Annotated in this window: 17 protein-coding genes; 12 read left to right on the top strand and 5 right to left on the bottom strand. The window is 48.5% G+C overall.

Going from position 1 to position 15,591, the window contains the following annotated elements; genetic code table 11:
• Positions 1-7: 7 nt before the first annotated feature.
• The gene (locus BST96_RS00305; RefSeq protein ID WP_157117800.1) at positions 8-334 is read right to left on the bottom strand and encodes a hypothetical protein; all 327 of its coding nucleotides are present in this window, start codon (positions 332-334) and stop codon (positions 8-10) included.
• A 68-nt stretch (positions 335-402) separates the two neighbouring features.
• On the opposite strand from BST96_RS00305, the gene BST96_RS00300 reads away from it, so the two are divergent.
• Together BST96_RS00300 and BST96_RS00295 are read left to right on the top strand one after the other, a co-directional pair.
• Positions 403-657 (top strand): hypothetical protein, encoded by a 255-nt coding sequence (locus BST96_RS00300; RefSeq protein ID WP_085756775.1) that lies wholly within the window; start codon positions 403-405, stop codon positions 655-657.
• A gap of 3 nt (positions 658-660) precedes the next feature.
• A complete protein-coding gene (locus BST96_RS00295) occupies positions 661-1,086 on the top strand; it encodes a hypothetical protein (protein WP_085756774.1) in 426 nt (141 codons plus the stop codon).
• 31 nt (positions 1,087-1,117) lie between these two features.
• Here the strand turns inward: BST96_RS00295 and BST96_RS00290 are convergent, their stop codons facing one another.
• Entirely contained in the window at positions 1,118-1,507 is a 390-nt protein-coding gene (locus tag BST96_RS00290; protein ID WP_085756773.1) for a nuclear transport factor 2-like protein, read from the bottom strand.
• A gap of 15 nt (positions 1,508-1,522) precedes the next feature.
• Positions 1,523-3,544, bottom strand: a complete 2,022-nt coding sequence (locus BST96_RS00285; protein ID WP_085756772.1) for an NADPH-dependent 2,4-dienoyl-CoA reductase — start codon at positions 3,542-3,544, stop codon at positions 1,523-1,525.
• 92 nt (positions 3,545-3,636) lie between these two features.
• Here BST96_RS00285 and BST96_RS00280 point away from each other — a divergent pair, with 92 nt between their 5' ends.
• From BST96_RS00280 to BST96_RS00260, 5 genes are all read left to right on the top strand, one after another.
• Positions 3,637-4,260 (top strand): TetR/AcrR family transcriptional regulator, encoded by a 624-nt coding sequence (locus BST96_RS00280; RefSeq protein ID WP_240554862.1) that lies wholly within the window; start codon positions 3,637-3,639, stop codon positions 4,258-4,260.
• Positions 4,261-4,473: 213 nt separating this feature from the next.
• On the top strand, positions 4,474-5,436 hold the full coding sequence (locus BST96_RS00275; RefSeq protein ID WP_157117799.1) for a hypothetical protein: 963 nt from the start codon (positions 4,474-4,476) through the stop codon (positions 5,434-5,436).
• A 202-nt stretch (positions 5,437-5,638) separates the two neighbouring features.
• The gene (locus BST96_RS00270; RefSeq protein WP_206045373.1) at positions 5,639-6,784 is read left to right on the top strand and encodes a cytochrome-c peroxidase; all 1,146 of its coding nucleotides are present in this window, start codon (positions 5,639-5,641) and stop codon (positions 6,782-6,784) included.
• Positions 6,785-6,868: 84 nt separating this feature from the next.
• Positions 6,869-7,213, top strand: coding sequence for a hypothetical protein (locus BST96_RS00265; protein WP_085756769.1), 345 nt, complete (start codon positions 6,869-6,871; stop codon positions 7,211-7,213).
• A 29-nt stretch (positions 7,214-7,242) separates the two neighbouring features.
• Positions 7,243-7,800 carry a hypothetical protein gene (locus tag BST96_RS00260; RefSeq protein WP_085756768.1) on the top strand — a complete coding sequence of 186 codons (558 nt, stop codon included), beginning with the start codon at positions 7,243-7,245 and terminating at the stop codon, positions 7,798-7,800.
• 10 nt (positions 7,801-7,810) lie between these two features.
• Here BST96_RS00260 and BST96_RS00255 read toward each other — a convergent pair whose 3' ends face one another.
• Both BST96_RS00255 and BST96_RS00250 read right to left on the bottom strand, forming a co-directional pair.
• Entirely contained in the window at positions 7,811-8,401 is a 591-nt protein-coding gene (locus BST96_RS00255; protein ID WP_085756767.1) for a carboxymuconolactone decarboxylase family protein, read from the bottom strand.
• Positions 8,402-8,567: 166 nt separating this feature from the next.
• Positions 8,568-9,545 carry a LysR family transcriptional regulator gene (locus tag BST96_RS00250; protein WP_085756766.1) on the bottom strand — a complete coding sequence of 326 codons (978 nt, stop codon included), beginning with the start codon at positions 9,543-9,545 and terminating at the stop codon, positions 8,568-8,570.
• A gap of 103 nt (positions 9,546-9,648) precedes the next feature.
• On the opposite strand from BST96_RS00250, the gene BST96_RS00245 reads away from it, so the two are divergent.
• The 5 genes from BST96_RS00245 to BST96_RS20830 all read left to right on the top strand — a co-directional run bounded on the left by BST96_RS00245 (position 9,649) and on the right by BST96_RS20830 (position 15,590).
• Positions 9,649-10,551 (top strand): DUF4437 domain-containing protein, encoded by a 903-nt coding sequence (locus BST96_RS00245; protein WP_085756765.1) that lies wholly within the window; start codon positions 9,649-9,651, stop codon positions 10,549-10,551.
• A gap of 93 nt (positions 10,552-10,644) precedes the next feature.
• On the top strand, positions 10,645-12,381 hold the full coding sequence (locus BST96_RS00240) for an amidohydrolase (protein ID WP_085756764.1): 1,737 nt from the start codon (positions 10,645-10,647) through the stop codon (positions 12,379-12,381).
• 64 nt (positions 12,382-12,445) lie between these two features.
• Positions 12,446-13,318, top strand: a complete 873-nt coding sequence (locus BST96_RS00235) for an acyl-CoA thioesterase (RefSeq protein WP_085756763.1) — start codon at positions 12,446-12,448, stop codon at positions 13,316-13,318.
• A gap of 194 nt (positions 13,319-13,512) precedes the next feature.
• Positions 13,513-14,562 (top strand): molybdopterin-dependent oxidoreductase, encoded by a 1,050-nt coding sequence (locus tag BST96_RS20835; protein WP_240554861.1) that lies wholly within the window; start codon positions 13,513-13,515, stop codon positions 14,560-14,562.
• A complete protein-coding gene (locus BST96_RS20830; protein ID WP_240554860.1) occupies positions 14,517-15,590 on the top strand; it encodes a molybdopterin dinucleotide binding domain-containing protein in 1,074 nt (357 codons plus the stop codon). Before BST96_RS20835 ends, BST96_RS20830 begins: the two co-directional genes overlap by 46 nt.
• Position 15,591: the final 1 nt, after the last annotated feature.

The raw sequence follows: 15,591 nt of genomic DNA, 5'->3' as shown, positions 1-15,591 counted from the left end.
CCATCCTTTAGCGTTTCGCTAGCCAGCCATGAGAACCCAAAGACTTAAGCATTGCTGGTTGCAGGCCTTCCATGGCAATAAACCCCAATACCCCGGTATTACATAGCAGGCGGGACTCGATCAGTAGTTTATCGATAGCATGGTTATCTATGCGCAGGCTTTCGTCCTGGCTATAGGCCGTTGTTAGCGTATCCAGTGTCCAGGCTTTGTCTTTGGACGTCGCCACACTGGGAGGGGTAAAGCCCAGTGATTCTACCGCTTTCATAATAAGAATTGCGATGATGGCAGAGGTTGAGTTTTTGTCCATTAATGCCGCCAAGGTGTCTTGTTTCACCAGTGTCTATTTTTTCTTATTAGACATAATAGCAGGGATTTAAAGACATTAACTAGCAGGAGGTGATGATGAAAAAAGTTATCTATCCACATCATTTGGATATCAGCAATATACTGGCATTCAGGCGGCGCTATGAAGCGATAGAACCCACGGAAAAAGTTATCCTGGATTTTAATGCGGTAAAAAATGTCAGCCCTTTAAGTGCCGGTATTTATTTGAATTGCATTCGTCATTTTGAAGAAGGTCATGTCTATCTGATCAATAGCTCAGCGATGGTGGAGTCCAATTTACAGACAATGAAAATTCCCTATAGGAGGTATTAATTTATGTATATTGTTAGAGAGCAAGAGAAATTTATTCGTATTGCTTATACCGGAAATATTTCTCTGGATGAACGACGTTCAGCCTTTAGAGATGCGATTGCGATAAATAATCAGTATGAGGGGCTTAATAAGCCTTATATTGTGGATATGCGACGCTGTGGGCTGGCCAACGATACGCCGTCGAAAGAAGGCGACTTTAGCCGGGATATGTTAAAGCACTCTCCGGGCGCCCCCATCGCCTATTTGGTGCCTTATCTTTATGGGCCTAATGACTTTGTTGTTCAACTACTGTCAGACTACGGCATCAAGGCGAGAAATTTTATCAATGAGGAGTATGCCCACCGTTGGCTGGGTATTGGTGGTTTGGTGCCTGACGTAGAGTCTGGTAGCGGGCAAGCCACGGTCAGACTGTTTAATCAAACGGCGTAAGTACAGCCGGTGCGGCCGGCTGTTTTATGTCCTAAGCAAAGCCTGCCGCAACCACACGGTCACTCATTTCTTCAAACAGTGCCTGCAAACCATTTAAGGGGCGCACCAGCACTTCAAAGTGAATAATTTTGCCTTCATCGTTCCAGCGGATCAGGTCAACGCCTTTGACATTTTTACCGCGTACAGCAGCGGAAAACTCAAGCGCCATCTCATTGCCATCGGTCCATTCCCGGTGGTATTGAAAATCTTCAAACAGATCGATCACATTGCTAAGGATAAAAGCGGTGACATCTCGGCCCAGCTTGGGTTTCCAAACAGTAGGGGAGTGGAACTCCACATTGTCGTCTAATAGCTCTTGCAGCAACACCATATCCTGCTCAAATACCACTTTATGCCAGCGTTGCAAATTGTTGTCACTCATCGAAATATTCCTCGTTTAAAGTTCAGCTGCCAGTCGCATACCTTGATCGATAGCGCGCTTGGCATCCAGTTCGGCAGCGATATCAGCACCGCCAATCAGGTGGACAGGCTTATTATCAATACTGTCGGCCAGTTCCCGCAGTGGGTCCTGCCCCGCGCAGATAATAATATTGTCTACCGCAAATAATTTTTCCTGGTCACCGATTTTTACATGCAAACCCTGATCATCAATTTTTTGATACTCACAACCGGGGACCATATCAACGCCGCGGTTGATCAGGCCGGTGCGGTGAATCCAGCCGGTCGTTTTACCAAGGCCACCACCGACTTTGCTGTTTTTACGTTGCAGCAGAGTGAGTTTGCGCTTGGGTGGGGTAGGCTGTGCATCAATACCTTCAACACCGCCACGGGCAGCAAGAGTCATATCCACCCCCCATTCCTGCATAAAGGCTGGAATATTTTGGCTGGTGGACTCACCTTCGTGGCCCAGATATTCCGCCACATCAAAACCAATACCACCGGCACCGATAATGGCTACCTTTTCACCGACATTGGCCTTGTCTTTTAAAACATCCAGATAGCTCAGTACCATGGGGTGATCGACACCTTCAATCTCCGGGGTTCTTGCTTGAATGCCCGTGGCAATAATGACTTCATCAAAGTTACTATCACGTAATTGTTCGGCATTGACTCGGGTATTGAGTTTGAGTGTAACGCCGGTTAATTCTATCTGCCGAGCAAAGTAGCGCAGGGTTTCATAAAACTCTTCTTTACCGGGAATTTGCTTGGCAATATTAAACTGCCCGCCAATTTCATCCGCCGCATCAAATAGCGTTACCTCATGGCCGCGACTGGCTGCTGCCGTGGCAAAGGCAAGGCCCGCAGGCCCGGCACCAACAACAGCTAATTGCTTAACGGCGGTGGTGGGAATTAAATTTAATTCGGTTTCATGGCAGGCTCTTGGGTTAACCAGACAGCTGGTCATTTTGCCGACAAAGACATGGTCAAGGCAGGCTTGGTTGCAGCCAATGCAGGTATTTATTTCGTCACTTTTCCCCGCCGCCGCTTTATTAACAAACTCCGGGTCCGCGAGAAAAGGGCGGGCCAGAGACACCATATCCGCATCACCTCGTGCTAATACTTGCTCGGCTATCTCCGGGGTATTGATGCGGTTGGAGGTAATCAGGGGGACGTTAAGCACTTCTTTAAACTTTGCGGTCACCCAGGTAAAAGCCGCGCGCGGTACTTTGGTAGCAATAGTGGGAATACGCGCTTCATGCCAGCCAATACCGGTATTAATAATCGTGGCACCTGCTTCTTCAATGGCTTTACCCAGAGTCACAATCTCATCAAAGCTGCTACCACCTTCGACCAAATCCAGCATCGACAGACGGTAGATAATAATAAAATTCTCACCCGTCGCTTCGCGCACACGGCGAACGACTTCTACCGGCAGGCGCATACGGTTTTCATAACTGCCACCCCATTGGTCGTCACGCTGGTTGGTGCGCTGGGCTAAAAACTGATTCAGGAAGTAGCCTTCAGAGCCCATAATTTCCACGCCGTCATAACCTGACTTTTGCGCGAGAATAGAGGTGCGAACAAAATCTTCGATTTGTTCTTCAACTTCTTCCGCTGTTGCAGCTTTGGGTTTAAAGGGATTAATCGGTGCCTGAATGGCAGAGGGGGCAATCGGATTTTCATTAAAGGCATAGCGGCCGGTATGCAAAATCTGCATGCAAATTTTACCGCCCTCGGCATGTACCGCCTCAGTAATCAAACGGTGGTCAGCGCAGTCTTCGTCACTCCATAGCATCTTGGTATGCTCATGGGTGGCTGCTCTTTTATTGGGGCCAAAGCCGCCGGTCACAATCAGGCCAACACCGCCCCGGGCGCGCTCGGCAAAAAAGGCTGCCATCCGCTTATGGCCATCGGGGGCCTCTTCCAGACCGGTATGCATGGAGCCCATCAGCACACGATTGGCTAGCTGGGTAAATCCCAAATCCAGGGGTTTTAGCATATTGGGGTAGTTGCTCATGGGGCGGCCTCATCTAGACGTTGTCAAGTTTGGAGTGGTGAAGATACGATCTAATTTTGACAGTGTCAAGTTTCATTGCTAGATTGATGGCCATGAGCGAAAAATCACCCTCCAGTAAAAAGAACTATCACCACGGCAATCTGCGCAAGACGCTGTTGGATGAAGCGGCTATCTTGCTCCGAGAGCAGGGAGAAGCGGGCCTTTCCATGCGTAAATTGGCGGATCGTGTTGGAGTGTCCCGCACCGCCCCCTATCACCACTTTAAAGATAAGCGGGAATTACTCTGCGCTATCGCCGAAGAGGGCTTTCGGCAATTCCGGCTGGCGATACACCCGCCAGAGCTTGCGGGCAGTTTTAGTATTGACCAGCAGCGGATCAGGCAGTTGGTTAAAGATTATGTCGATTTTGCCATCGGCCATAGCGAATACTACGACTTGATGTTTGGTAGCCATTTATGGAAAACCGAAGGCCTGACCGAGACGCTAAAGGAAGAGGCCTATGGCGCCTTCCGCAGCTACCTCGATGGCTTTAGTGCCTGGCAGGGCCAGCCTGCGGTGACAGCAGACCTTGACCCATTGCGCTTTGCTCAGGTGTCCTGGGGAACTCTGCACGGCATGAGCCGTCTGTTATTGGACGGTATTTATGTTGATGATAAGGCCAGAGAGGCAATGTGTGAGGCAACGGCACAGATGTTTTGGCGGGCCTTAAGGGCCTGACCGGGGTTACAGACTCCGCAGTTCGAGTGGCTTGAGTATAATTTTTTAAACTAATGCTGAGTGATTTTTAAAATCCGCAGGCCATTATGGGGCGATTGACTAAAATAGTCTCACTCAGCGGGTCGGTAGGCAGAAATACTTATTTAGTATTGCTGTTATATTGCTTACTGTTGCGGCCCCGCATTCCCGTATTGATCTAAGTTTGGATATGGTGTGACAACTCAAAAAGTGACAAAGACAGCCCTCTGCGGATGCTTGCTCTTAGCTTGCCAATCCCTGCTTGCTTATGAAACCTTTAACTTCGGTCAGTATGCCCTGCAAGCCAAATCTCTGGATACCGAAGTGGTGGGCACAGAGAAAGACGAATTAGCCAAAGCCCAGTTTAACTCCGGTTTGGGGCTGGCTATGAGTAACTCCCTGTTTGATATCAATGTGGACTATCTCTTTAAAGGCCATGTGGAGGACGCTGGAGACAATGATAAGGGCGACCTGTCCCAAGCCTTAAGTGCCTCGATGCGCAGCGCGCTGCTAAATGACTTATTGGCCGTCGATGCCAACATTCAGGCTGACAGTTTAATTGATGTGGCCGGTAATGCTTACCACTATGCCGTAACGCCAGGTTTCTCCCGTTCCTTTTATAATCTGTTCGATATGGATATGGCCTATAACTACCGCTTGGTAAAACCGTCTGATATTCATTTGCTGGAAGAGACCAAAGGCTACTCGGTGGGCTTAAATGGGTCGATGGATCAGGGCAGGCTGGTATGGCAGGGCAAATACTCCGACTCCGATATGTTTCGGGATCAGGCCCTCGATGTTGAAACAACCCGCCTGTTTGATTTTACCTCCAGTTATCGGCTGATTGAGGACCTTTCGTTGGAGCTAAAGGGCTTAATAAAAAACCTGACCCAGTTTGATAACGGCTCTAACCAAACGGAAAATGAAAAACACTTTGGCGCCGGTTTTTTATGGTCCCCCAGCGAAAAATACTCCTTCTCCCTAAATCTAAATCAGGTGAATAAGTCCACTGATGGCAATCAGGATATTTTTGGGGGCGGTAAAATTACCTGGTCACCCAAGCCGGATTTGGATTTATCACTGGGCTATGGTGACGACCTGCAAGACGGTAGCCGCGGCCTGATGTTTAGTACCAAGCTGGATTTGGATAAAATCTAGAGACCGTGCTTGTTAATAAACAGGGTCTATCAATAAACGTGTCTATCAATAACCGCCCCTATCAATAACCGCCCCTATCAATAACAGTATCTTTCATTAAATAGCCCCCTATCATTAAACAGCGCCTGCCAATAAGCCGGGGCGGACTTCTCCCTGTAGCTACTGTATTATTTGACGCTTTAAGCAATCAGAGTATTTATCGATGGTCAGCCGTAACATTGTTGTTATCTTCACCGTCCTCGCACTGCTGATGGGCTGTGGTGCGGTAGAGCCACAAGGCACCAGCTCACAAGCTGAGGCCTCGGAGGCGAAGCAGAGCCTAAAGATCGCCACCGGTAAACTGATTTTTAACGATAGCAATTTGTCAGAGCCCGCGGGCCAGTCTTGTAACTCCTGTCACCAAGCCGATAACTTCTATGCCGACCCGGGTAAAATGGTTAGCCCGGGGGCCAATCCTGAATTGTTTGGCAACCGTAATGCGCCCTCCATTAGCTATGTAAGCTTTACGCCCTCTATTTATTGGGATCAAGATGAACAACATTGGGTCGGCGGTTTTTTTCTCGATGGCCGCGCCAATACCTTACAAGACCAAGCGCAGGGGCCATTTATAAACCCTCTGGAAATGGCTAACCCCGACGTAGCAAGCTTAATTGCCAAAGTTAAACAGGCCGCTTATGCCCCAGCACTGGAGCAGCTCTATGGTCAGGCTATCTGGTCTGATAATAACAAGGCCTTAAAGGCGGTTACCGATGCGCTAGTGGCCTATGAAAACGGCCCGGAGTTCGCCACCTTTAGTTCTAAATATGATTATTATTTGCAGGGCAAAGTAGATTTAACGGCCTTGGAGAAAAAAGGCCTGCAATTATTTGAAGCAGAAGACAAAGGCAACTGTGCTGCCTGCCACCCCAATAGCCTTCAGGACAATGGCGCCTTGCCTCTATTTACGGATTATACCTATGACAACCTGGGTTTGGCCCGCCCCGACCAATTACCGTTTTACACCATGGGTGCTGAGCATAATCCGCAGGGGGCTGACTATATTGACTATGGTCTGGCGGAAAACCCGTTAATTAATAATGGCCCTGATGAAAAAGGAAAATTTAAAGTTTCTACGCTGCGTAATATCGCCAATACCGCGCCCTATATGCATAACGGTATTTTCAATACTCTGGAAGAGGTGGTCGATTTCTATAACTCCCGGGATATCAAAGAGAAATGGGGTAAACCCGAACTACAAGACAACCTGAACACAGAGGAACTGGGTGATTTAAATATGACCGACGCTGAAATGCAGGCCATTGTGGCGTTTATGCAAACCTTATCCGATGGCTATCAACTGGCAGAATAAGAAATTGGTATTTTCTTACTTCCTTTCATTAAGCATTTACTTTAGCCTTGCGCTATTACTACATACAATAAGACAGTTACTACCGTGAACTTATCCCAGTCATTGATCGCCAGAGTGTTATTGGCTTTGCTATTGCTACAGACCGTTGCTGTTGATGCCGGCCTGCCTTTGTTTGAGCTTAGCGAAGCTGACCATCAACACAGCGAACATGCGGCGGATCACGAACATCAATTAGCTGCGCAAGATCACTCTGATCAGAGCTGTAACGACAACTGCCACTGCCTTTGCTCACATTTGGGTACCACCTCGGATATTACCTCCTATCCGCTGCAAGGCTATCGCTCGGTGCAGTTGTTTTATTATCAGCAATACCGTTCCACTATCACCAGTAATCTGCTGCGCCCTCCTATTGCCTTGTTAGTTATCTAATTTCTTTTAACTAACACACAGGTATATCCATGAAGTACGCAAACGTTTTGTGGGCGCTGGCTTGTTTGGCTGCGTCATCATTCGCCCTGGGCGAAACCCATAATTTTATCCAACTTAGCTATGTTGAAGAGCGGCCCGATGCTGAAGATGCCAGGCCCAGTGGCTTAGGTATTTTGGCCCGCTATGATATTGGCGAACATATTTTTATTCGCGGTGAGATTGAAGACCTTGAGGACAAGGGCGTCGATGTTAGCGGCCATGCTCTGGCGCTGGCTTATAGGCTAAACCCCCATGACCCCATTGTGATCCATGCCGCCGCAATTGTTGAGCATGAAGATGAAGAAGAGGACGGCAACCAAGACCACAGCTTGGCCAAAGGTGGAGAAATCGGTTTCCATGCCGAGCTGGGCCAGCGCTTTGTGTTCCACGGCGAGGCCTCAGCAGTCTATGAAAAGGGCGATGAAACCCTGGGATTAGCCCTTGGCATGCTGTTCAAGCTTAGCGAACATCTAGGGGCCAATATTGAGCTCTCCCGAGATAATGATCGCAATGAAGGTATGGAGCTTGGGTTGCGCTATTCTTTTTAGCTGGCCCGCCCTAACGCACCTTAACCGGGGTGTCAGCCGTTGGGGACACCATTTCCCCAAACGGTTTTTGAAACCCCTCCGGCAGCTCTTCGGTCATATCCAGCAGGGCTGCCATTCTTCCCATACCCACATAAAGCGCACAGTGCAGCATGAGTTCGATAATTTCCGCTTCGGTAAATTCGGCTTTTAGTGTGTCAAAGTAAGCGTCATCAATGGATAGGTGATTGGTAGCAAAGCGCTCGCCCAAATCAATCGCCAGCTTTTCTCTGGCATCCAGATTGTCAGCTTCTTGCGGCTGTTCCAGACTACAAACATCGTCTTCAGTAAAGCTATCTGCGGCGGAAGAGTAGCGGATTGCCATACAACTGCGGCACTGGTTATGAAAGGCAATACGCAGACGCATCAACTCAAATAGTCGCTCCGGCAAGGTGCGGTTAAAGACCAGAGCAGCCCCAAACTGCAGCGGCCCCATAGCGGCTTTAGGGGCATGGGCTAACATGCGAGTAATACCTTGCTCAATCAACGTGGCACTGTCGGCAGCCGCGAAAGTACGCAACTCCTCTGACCACTGTTCAGGTGGTAACTTACTAATTCTGCTCATACTTTATCTCCTGCTTATACAATTAATTATCCCCCACCCATCAACACGTAGGGTGGATTACAATCCACCCCACCAGCCGATCAACACGTAGGGTGGATTACAATCCACCAAATCCACCCCACCAGACATTTGCCCCAAGCAACAAGCCACCCAATGAAATAACAAACTAAGCCTTTCTGGCCAGCGCTCGTTTAACCTGTGCATTAATCTTATTCATCGGCAGGTCTTTTTTACCTTGGTGTAATACGTGGTCCAGAAACTTTTGGGCCACTATCGATAATTTCTTCTGACTGCGGTGCACCACAAACCAGTGGGAGAGAATAGGGAAGGTGGCTACCGGCAACTGGGTCAGACCTTCTTCTTCCTCTTTAGCCAAAGTATAGGCAGATAACATCGCTATACCCAAATTAGCAATCACCGAGTACTTAATCGCCTCATTACTTTCAATAATCATCCGTTTTTTAATCTGTAGCTTTTCCTGATCCAGATGTTTTTGAATGGCATTATGGGTGCCTGAGCCTTCTTCCCGCATCAGAAACGTTTCATTTTCAATATCGCTCCAACTTAACTTTCTCTTTTTTGCCAGCGGGTGTTTGTCAGAGGCGATAATCGCAATCGGGTTGGGCAAAAACTCAAACTGCTTGATATCCAGATCTTCCGGCGGGTCACTAAAAAAATACAAATCATCCAGGTTACTGTTTAAGCGGTCCAGAATCTGGGCGCGGTTACCGACTTTAAATTCAATATCAATACCGGGGAACTGCTCATAAAAAGGCCCCAACAAATGCGGTAAAAAATACTTGGCGGTACTGACTACCGCAATTTTCAGGGTGCCGGACTCCAGCCCTTTTAAATTATTTAATTCATCATCCAGTCGCTCAATCGATTCAAACACCTCCTGGCCGGTGCGTACCACTTTATGGCCGGCTTCGGTCAGGTAAATCTTTTTGCCAATAACCTCATAGAGGGTGATATCCAGCGCATCGGTCAGCTTTTTAATCTGGATAGATACAGCGGGCTGGGTCATAAACAGCTCTTCAGCCGCGCGGGCAATACTGCCAGCCTCGGCCACCTTCATAAAGGTTTCCAGCTGCCTGAGCGTCCCCAGTTTGGTTAACAGGCGGGTATCCATAGTTTTATCCATAAGTAATTGCTTATTAATATCATTAAAATAATTAACTTTTCATTATTCGTCAATAGCTTACTATTATCTCCATCGTAATCATGAGTTATCCGGAGTTAGAGATATGCGTCCCCATGTTGAATTAGTCGATGAAAAAGACCTAATGTGGCACCAGGCGGAGTTTGAACACGCCATTGGTCAAGCCCGCCAAAAAAACCTTAGCTATGACGAAGAAGATGGTTCTGCCTCATTGGAAGTAGAATTTACCAGTGATTGGTTCCGCCCTGCCGGTATCCACGATGCTCAGACAGAGTGGTATGTATTAAGCGGCGAAGTGAAAGTCGGCGAAGAAGTATTAGGCGAAAACGGCTACTGGTGTGCACCACAAGAGGTGCAGACACCTGCTATTAGCGTTAAAAAAGGGACCAAGGTACTTATTTTCCGTGAATATGCTGGCTGGGGTTTTACCCTGACCCATGAAAATGCTTTTGATGCGAAAAGCTGTGAAGGTTTTATTATCAAACGTGCCGATGATATGGACTGGTTTGATGTGATTGACCCTGAGAATGGCAGCCCTATGGATTTTGAGCGGGGTGGTACTCCGGTGCCGGGTTTATTTATCAAGCTGCTTTACCGCGACCCCAAGACCGGCTTTTACACCCGCTTAATCAAAGCCAAGCCGGGTTGGAGAGAGCACCCCCTGGCTCACCACCCTGTTTATGAAGAAGCCTACTGTCTGGACGGTTACTTTGATTACAACTATGGCCAGATGCAGCCCGGTCAGTACTTCTTTAGACCGGCGGGTATTCGCCACGGAGACTTTACCGCCGGGGACGATACCGGCTGTACCTGGATTCTGCGCTGTGATGGTGACCTGGTCGATTGGTATACCGATGACGCCAGTGTTGAAATGAAGGGCACACCAGTGAATTGGGGTGAAGGTTTCCCGGGCAGTGAGCCGCCGGTTTTATTGCAGCCGGTTCGCTCTCGCTCTGTCGGCGAATGGAAAGATCCCAGCTACCAGTAATAGGCGCTGAGAGTAATAGAAAAACAGCCATATTCTGGCTGTTTTTTTTTGCCGCACTGTTTACTATAGAAGGATAAAAGCGGAGCGCTCTTCATGAAGCCAATAAACCTGTTAGTCGTTCTCTTGGTGTTAGGCCTTGGTGTATTACTACAGTCTTGTAATAGTGATAAGCCCAGCGATATTAAGGCAAAAGCCGATCATCTCTATACCGGTGCAACCATCTTTACCTCTAATCCAGAGGCCCCTTGGGCACAAGCCATGGCGGTTAAGGGAGATCGTATACTCTTTACAGGAGCCAGAGAGGAGGCGGATGATTTTATTCATGCCAATACCACCATCCACAACCTTAACAATCAGTTGATATTGCCGGGCTTTATTGATGCCCATGCCCATCCGGGGTCTATCGCCCTGAATAATCAATTAATATCCCTGCCAGAGGCAGAAAGCCTTACAGCCCAAATGGCTGATATAGCCGAGCTATTAGAAACGCATGCCGACCTGCCGGTGATTTACGCCATAGGCTGGGAAAACAATTTCTTTGGTATTGAAGGCCCTGATCGCAAAGTGCTGGACCAGCTGGATGCCAGCCGACCGATATTAATTTTTGATAGCACCATGCATAGCCTTTGGGTAAATAGCAAAGCACTGGACATGTCAGGTATCGGCGATAACCCAGAAGACCCGGTCCCCAATTTCTCTTATTACCAACGGGATAAAAATGGCCAGTTAACCGGTTATATCACCGAGTCCGCCGCGTCATTATTCCTGACCCGATTTTTTACCATGGGCAATAAAGAAACTGCGGTATTACAGTCATTTCTTAATTACCTTAGCGAAAGAGGGGTGACCACCTTATTTGATGCGGGTAACTTTGGATTGGATGACGAGGTTTATCAAGCGGTTAGCCAATTAGAGCAGCAAGGTCTTTTACCCCTGCGCTACCACGGCAGCTATACACTCTATCTACCCCAGCAACTACCGACCGCCATTGCCGAGCTGAAACGTTTAGGTGAACGCTATAACAGTGAAAAAATTCGTATTGATACACTAAAAATATTTTACGACGGTGTTATAGAAACCCGCACAGCCCATCTGTTAGAAGACTATATCGATACACCGGGCAACCGTGGCGAAAGTTTATTTAGCGAACAGGCCTTATACCAGCTATTGCTTGAGCTGGATCAGGAACGGATTAATGTCCATATCCATGCACTGGGTGACCAATCTTCTAACACCGTACTTAATGCCGTAGAGCAAGCCCGTAACACTCTGGGCCGTCCACTGGCGATACAAGTGACCATCACCCACTTACATATCGTCGATCCCGCGGACTTTAAACGCTATCAGGCCCTTGAGGTTATCGCCAACTTCACCCCGGCCTGGCATGGCTATGATGATGCCTATTACGCTGAGGCACTGGGAGAGCGTGCATATCACCCTTACCCAGCCGGCGCCTTATTGGAGCAGGGCGCAACCATTAACTTCTCCAGTGATGTTTATTTCCCCAGTGAGTGGGAAGATGGTTCAGCCAGCCCTTTTATGGGTATTCAAGTGGGGCATACTCGGCAATATTCCTGGGATAAGCCCGATAGCAAGCCCAGTGGCCCGGTGACGGAGCAACTGAGTTTAGAGACAATGGTACAGGGCTATACCTTAAATGGCGCTAAGCAATTGTCGCGGCAAAACAGTCTGGGTTCATTGCAAGCAGGCAAGAAAGCAGACTTTATTGTATTGGAGAAAAACCTGTTTACCATGGATAAATACGCCATTCATCAAGTGCTCCCCAAGGCTGTAGTCGTTGATGGCCAGTTAATACATGGGACGCTTTAGTCCCTTGCAAAATACCGCTATAGCTGTCATTTTTAGCAGCCAGCCCCTTTAAAGGTAGTATCGATTGAATAACCACAGCCCTGAACTCTTAGCCCAACTGTTAGAACACCTGCAAATCGAACAGCTAGATGCCTATCTCTTTCGTGGCGCTAGCCCCAAACAGGATTGGCCAAGAGTGTTTGGCGGGCAAGTGCTTGCCCAGGCGATGTACGCTGCTTCAACCACGGTCTCGGAAGAGCGTCAGGTGCATTCACTGCACGGTTATTTTTTGCGGGCTGGCAAACCGGATATCCCCATTATTTATGAAGTAGACCCCATTCGCGATGGCGGCTCTTTTACTACTCGCCGAGTAGTCGCTATCCAGGAAGGCAAAGCGATTTTTAATTCCTCAATGTCCTTCCAAAAGCCGGAGCAGGGTTTAGAGCATCAATTCGATATGCCCGATGTGGTTGGCCCCGAAGGTTTGCAAAGCGACGCCGATTACTGGGAGGAAGTGAATAAAGCTCACCCCGGTAAATTCTTTAGCCGCCCGCCGCTATTTCGCGCCATTGATTTTCGCTTAATCCAACGCCGGGATTTATTTAAACCGGAAGCCATGGCACCGGAGCAGGGCGTCTGGTTTAAAACCAATGCCACAATGCCCGATGACCCCGCGGCCCACCATGTGATGTTATCGTATATTTCCGATATGCATTTTATGTCCACCAGCCTAATGCCCCATACCATTGCCTTACCTGGCGGCAAAGTCCAGGGCGCCAGCCTGGATCATGCGATGTGGTTTCATGACGACTTTAGAGTCGATGAATGGATGTATTACCATATGGATAGCCCTCGCAGTTCCGGTGGCAGAGGGATTAACCGCGGCAGTATTTATACTCAGGATGGCAGGTTGGTTGTTTCTACGGCGCAGGAAGGCTTGATTCGGGTTCGTAAGTAACAGGCTTTTCAGCCTAAGCATAAAGCTAAGCGCGCGCTTTTGCCTATTCACGATTCCTATACCCCTGGCAGTGATTCTTAGGATGAAATTGTTAGCTCCTTCGCTGTTCTCAAGAGCTCTATATGATCCTGCCACGGAACGTATTACAGTACGGGCTTAGGCGTTGAGACCTTAAGCAGCTAAGAGGCTTTAGCATGAACCCAATTGTAGCCAGTTCGATAGAAAAACCAGCCGTCTGCCCATTGGATTGCGCGGATACCTGCAGCCTGACGGTTGAGGTGAAGCAAGGGCGGCTGGAAAAAGTCCGGGGCAGCAATGCCAATCCGTTTACCCGTGGCAAGCTCTGTTCAAAAGTGGTTAACGGCTTAGTTGATCAGGTTCATGGTACAGACAGGCTCAGCCACCCGCTACAGCGAACAGGTCCCAAAGGTCCGGGCGCTACGTTTGAAGTGATCAGCTGGCAGCAGGCACTGGACAGCATTTACGAGCAATTCCAAAAAAACATCCTTGAGCATGGCGCGGAGTCCATCGTGCCTATGAGCTATGGCGGGCCGATGGGTTTACTGGCCGGTGGTTCTATGGATAAGCGGTTTTTTAATCGATTGGGTGCTCGTAGGGTCAATAGCTCGCCACTGTGTGCTGGTGTTAGTGATGCGGCCTATGACAGTGTCTTTGGGGATGCTGGCGGTATCGCCTATACCGAGTTGGCTCAGTCCAAACTGATTGTTATCTGGGGCAATAATATTACCGCCTGCAATTTGCACCTAACTACCATTATCCGTGATGCCCAAAAAAACGGTGCCAAGCTGGTGGTGGTTGACCCCAAGCGAATTCGTATTGCCGAGCAGGCTGATCTGCATTTACAGCTGATGCCTGGTACAGATGTGGTGCTGGCCTATGCGATTGCCGCTGAACTGGATCGTCAGGGGGCATTAGATGACGCGTTTATTCAGCAGCATGTTAAAGGCAGTGAGGCCTATTTGGCCGAGGCTAAAAAATACAGCTTAGCCATGGCAGCCGAAATTTGCGGCCTCCCTCTGGAGCAGATTCAACAATGTGTGGATTACTGGAGTGAGATAAAACCTGTCGGTCTTAGTATGGGGGTTGGGCCTGAACGTAATAAAAATGGTGGCGCAGGGATACGGGCAGCTTTTGCTTTGCCGGTGTTAACCGGCAATATTGGTGCACTGGGGGCGGGGTGTGTAATGTTTCCGGTTTTTTTCCTACCGATAGTGATGTGCTGAGCTGTGATGATCTTTATAGCGGTGAAGATAATGAAATCAATATTTTGGACCTGCCAGACTTAGTGTTGGCCGGAGATAGTCCACCGGAAGGCGCACCGGTTAAAAGCTTGTTTATTTATAATCATAACCCGGTCGCTGTTCATCCCCGGCAAGGCACAATGCAAGCCGCATTGCAGCGTGAGGATGTATTTATTGTCGGCAGTGATATAACAATGACAGATAGTATGCAGTATGCGGATATTATTTTACCGGCGGCTTCGCATCTGGAGTACAGTGACCTATATCAATCTTATGGCCATGCGTATTTACAACAGTCAGAACCGGCGATCGACCCTGTGGGTGAAGCCTTGCCTAATACAGATATCTTTCGTCGCCTGGCGGCCCGGTTTAATTTTACCGATAAGGTTTTTCAGGCATCGGACCAGGAGTTAATCGATCAGGCTTTGGATTTTGATCACCCTGCATTGCAGGGACGAGAACGTTCTGCCTTATCGCCGGTATCGGCTGTCGATTGTTTGCTAGACCACAATGGCCAGCCAACACCGACCCTGCTTCGCGGTGAGTCAGCTGATACCCCTAGTGGTAAAATCGAATTATTTTGCGCAGCGTTGGAGCAAGAGTGCGGCGAAGGTTTACCGCAGTGGAAACCCCAACAAAAAGAGTATCCCTTTATTTTGGTTAGCCCAAGCTCAGAAAAAAGAACCAATTCCACCTTTGGTCATATCGAAGGCCATGATAGTGATGTGGTACTTGAGATGCATGCACGGGATGCTAAAGCCTTGCAATTAAGCGATGGTCAAACCGTGCAAGTATATAATCAGCAGGCGTCCGTGACGCTGGCCCTAAAAGTCTCAGACCGTATTAAACCCGGTACACTCTATACTCCCAAAGGTGCCTGGCTAAAATCAGCCCGTCATACTATTAATGCCTTAATTCCGGGGCATAAAGCGGATTTGGCCGGTGGTGCCTGTTATAACGATACCCAAGTGAACGTTAAGGCGGCCAGCGAACTGCCGAATAGGTTGTAGA

Source organism: Oceanicoccus sagamiensis (assembly GCF_002117105.1).
Classification (GTDB): Bacteria; Pseudomonadota; Gammaproteobacteria; order Pseudomonadales; family Dasaniaceae; genus Oceanicoccus; species Oceanicoccus sagamiensis.
The sequence above is the reverse complement of the archived record's forward strand: the minus strand, read 5'-3'. Positions and strand labels throughout refer to the sequence as shown.

What these genes read in the sequence shown, in the direction of transcription:
- BST96_RS00300 (WP_085756775.1), top strand. Translation starts at nt 403, where the DNA reads ATGAAAAAAGTTATCTATCCACATCATTTGGATATCAGCAATATACTG.
- BST96_RS00295 (WP_085756774.1), top strand. Translation starts at nt 661, where the DNA reads ATGTATATTGTTAGAGAGCAAGAGAAATTTATTCGTATTGCTTATACC.
- BST96_RS00290 (WP_085756773.1), bottom strand. Translation starts at nt 1,507, where the DNA reads ATGAGTGACAACAATTTGCAACGCTGGCATAAAGTGGTATTTGAGCAG.
- BST96_RS00285 (WP_085756772.1), bottom strand. Translation starts at nt 3,544, where the DNA reads ATGAGCAACTACCCCAATATGCTAAAACCCCTGGATTTGGGATTTACC.
- BST96_RS00280 (WP_240554862.1), top strand. Translation starts at nt 3,637, where the DNA reads ATGAGCGAAAAATCACCCTCCAGTAAAAAGAACTATCACCACGGCAAT.
- BST96_RS00270 (WP_206045373.1), top strand. Translation starts at nt 5,639, where the DNA reads ATGGTCAGCCGTAACATTGTTGTTATCTTCACCGTCCTCGCACTGCTG.
- BST96_RS00260 (WP_085756768.1), top strand. Translation starts at nt 7,243, where the DNA reads ATGAAGTACGCAAACGTTTTGTGGGCGCTGGCTTGTTTGGCTGCGTCA.
- BST96_RS00255 (WP_085756767.1), bottom strand. Translation starts at nt 8,401, where the DNA reads ATGAGCAGAATTAGTAAGTTACCACCTGAACAGTGGTCAGAGGAGTTG.
- BST96_RS00250 (WP_085756766.1), bottom strand. Translation starts at nt 9,545, where the DNA reads ATGGATAAAACTATGGATACCCGCCTGTTAACCAAACTGGGGACGCTC.
- BST96_RS00245 (WP_085756765.1), top strand. Translation starts at nt 9,649, where the DNA reads ATGCGTCCCCATGTTGAATTAGTCGATGAAAAAGACCTAATGTGGCAC.
- BST96_RS00240 (WP_085756764.1), top strand. Translation starts at nt 10,645, where the DNA reads ATGAAGCCAATAAACCTGTTAGTCGTTCTCTTGGTGTTAGGCCTTGGT.
- BST96_RS20835 (WP_240554861.1), top strand. Translation starts at nt 13,513, where the DNA reads ATGAACCCAATTGTAGCCAGTTCGATAGAAAAACCAGCCGTCTGCCCA.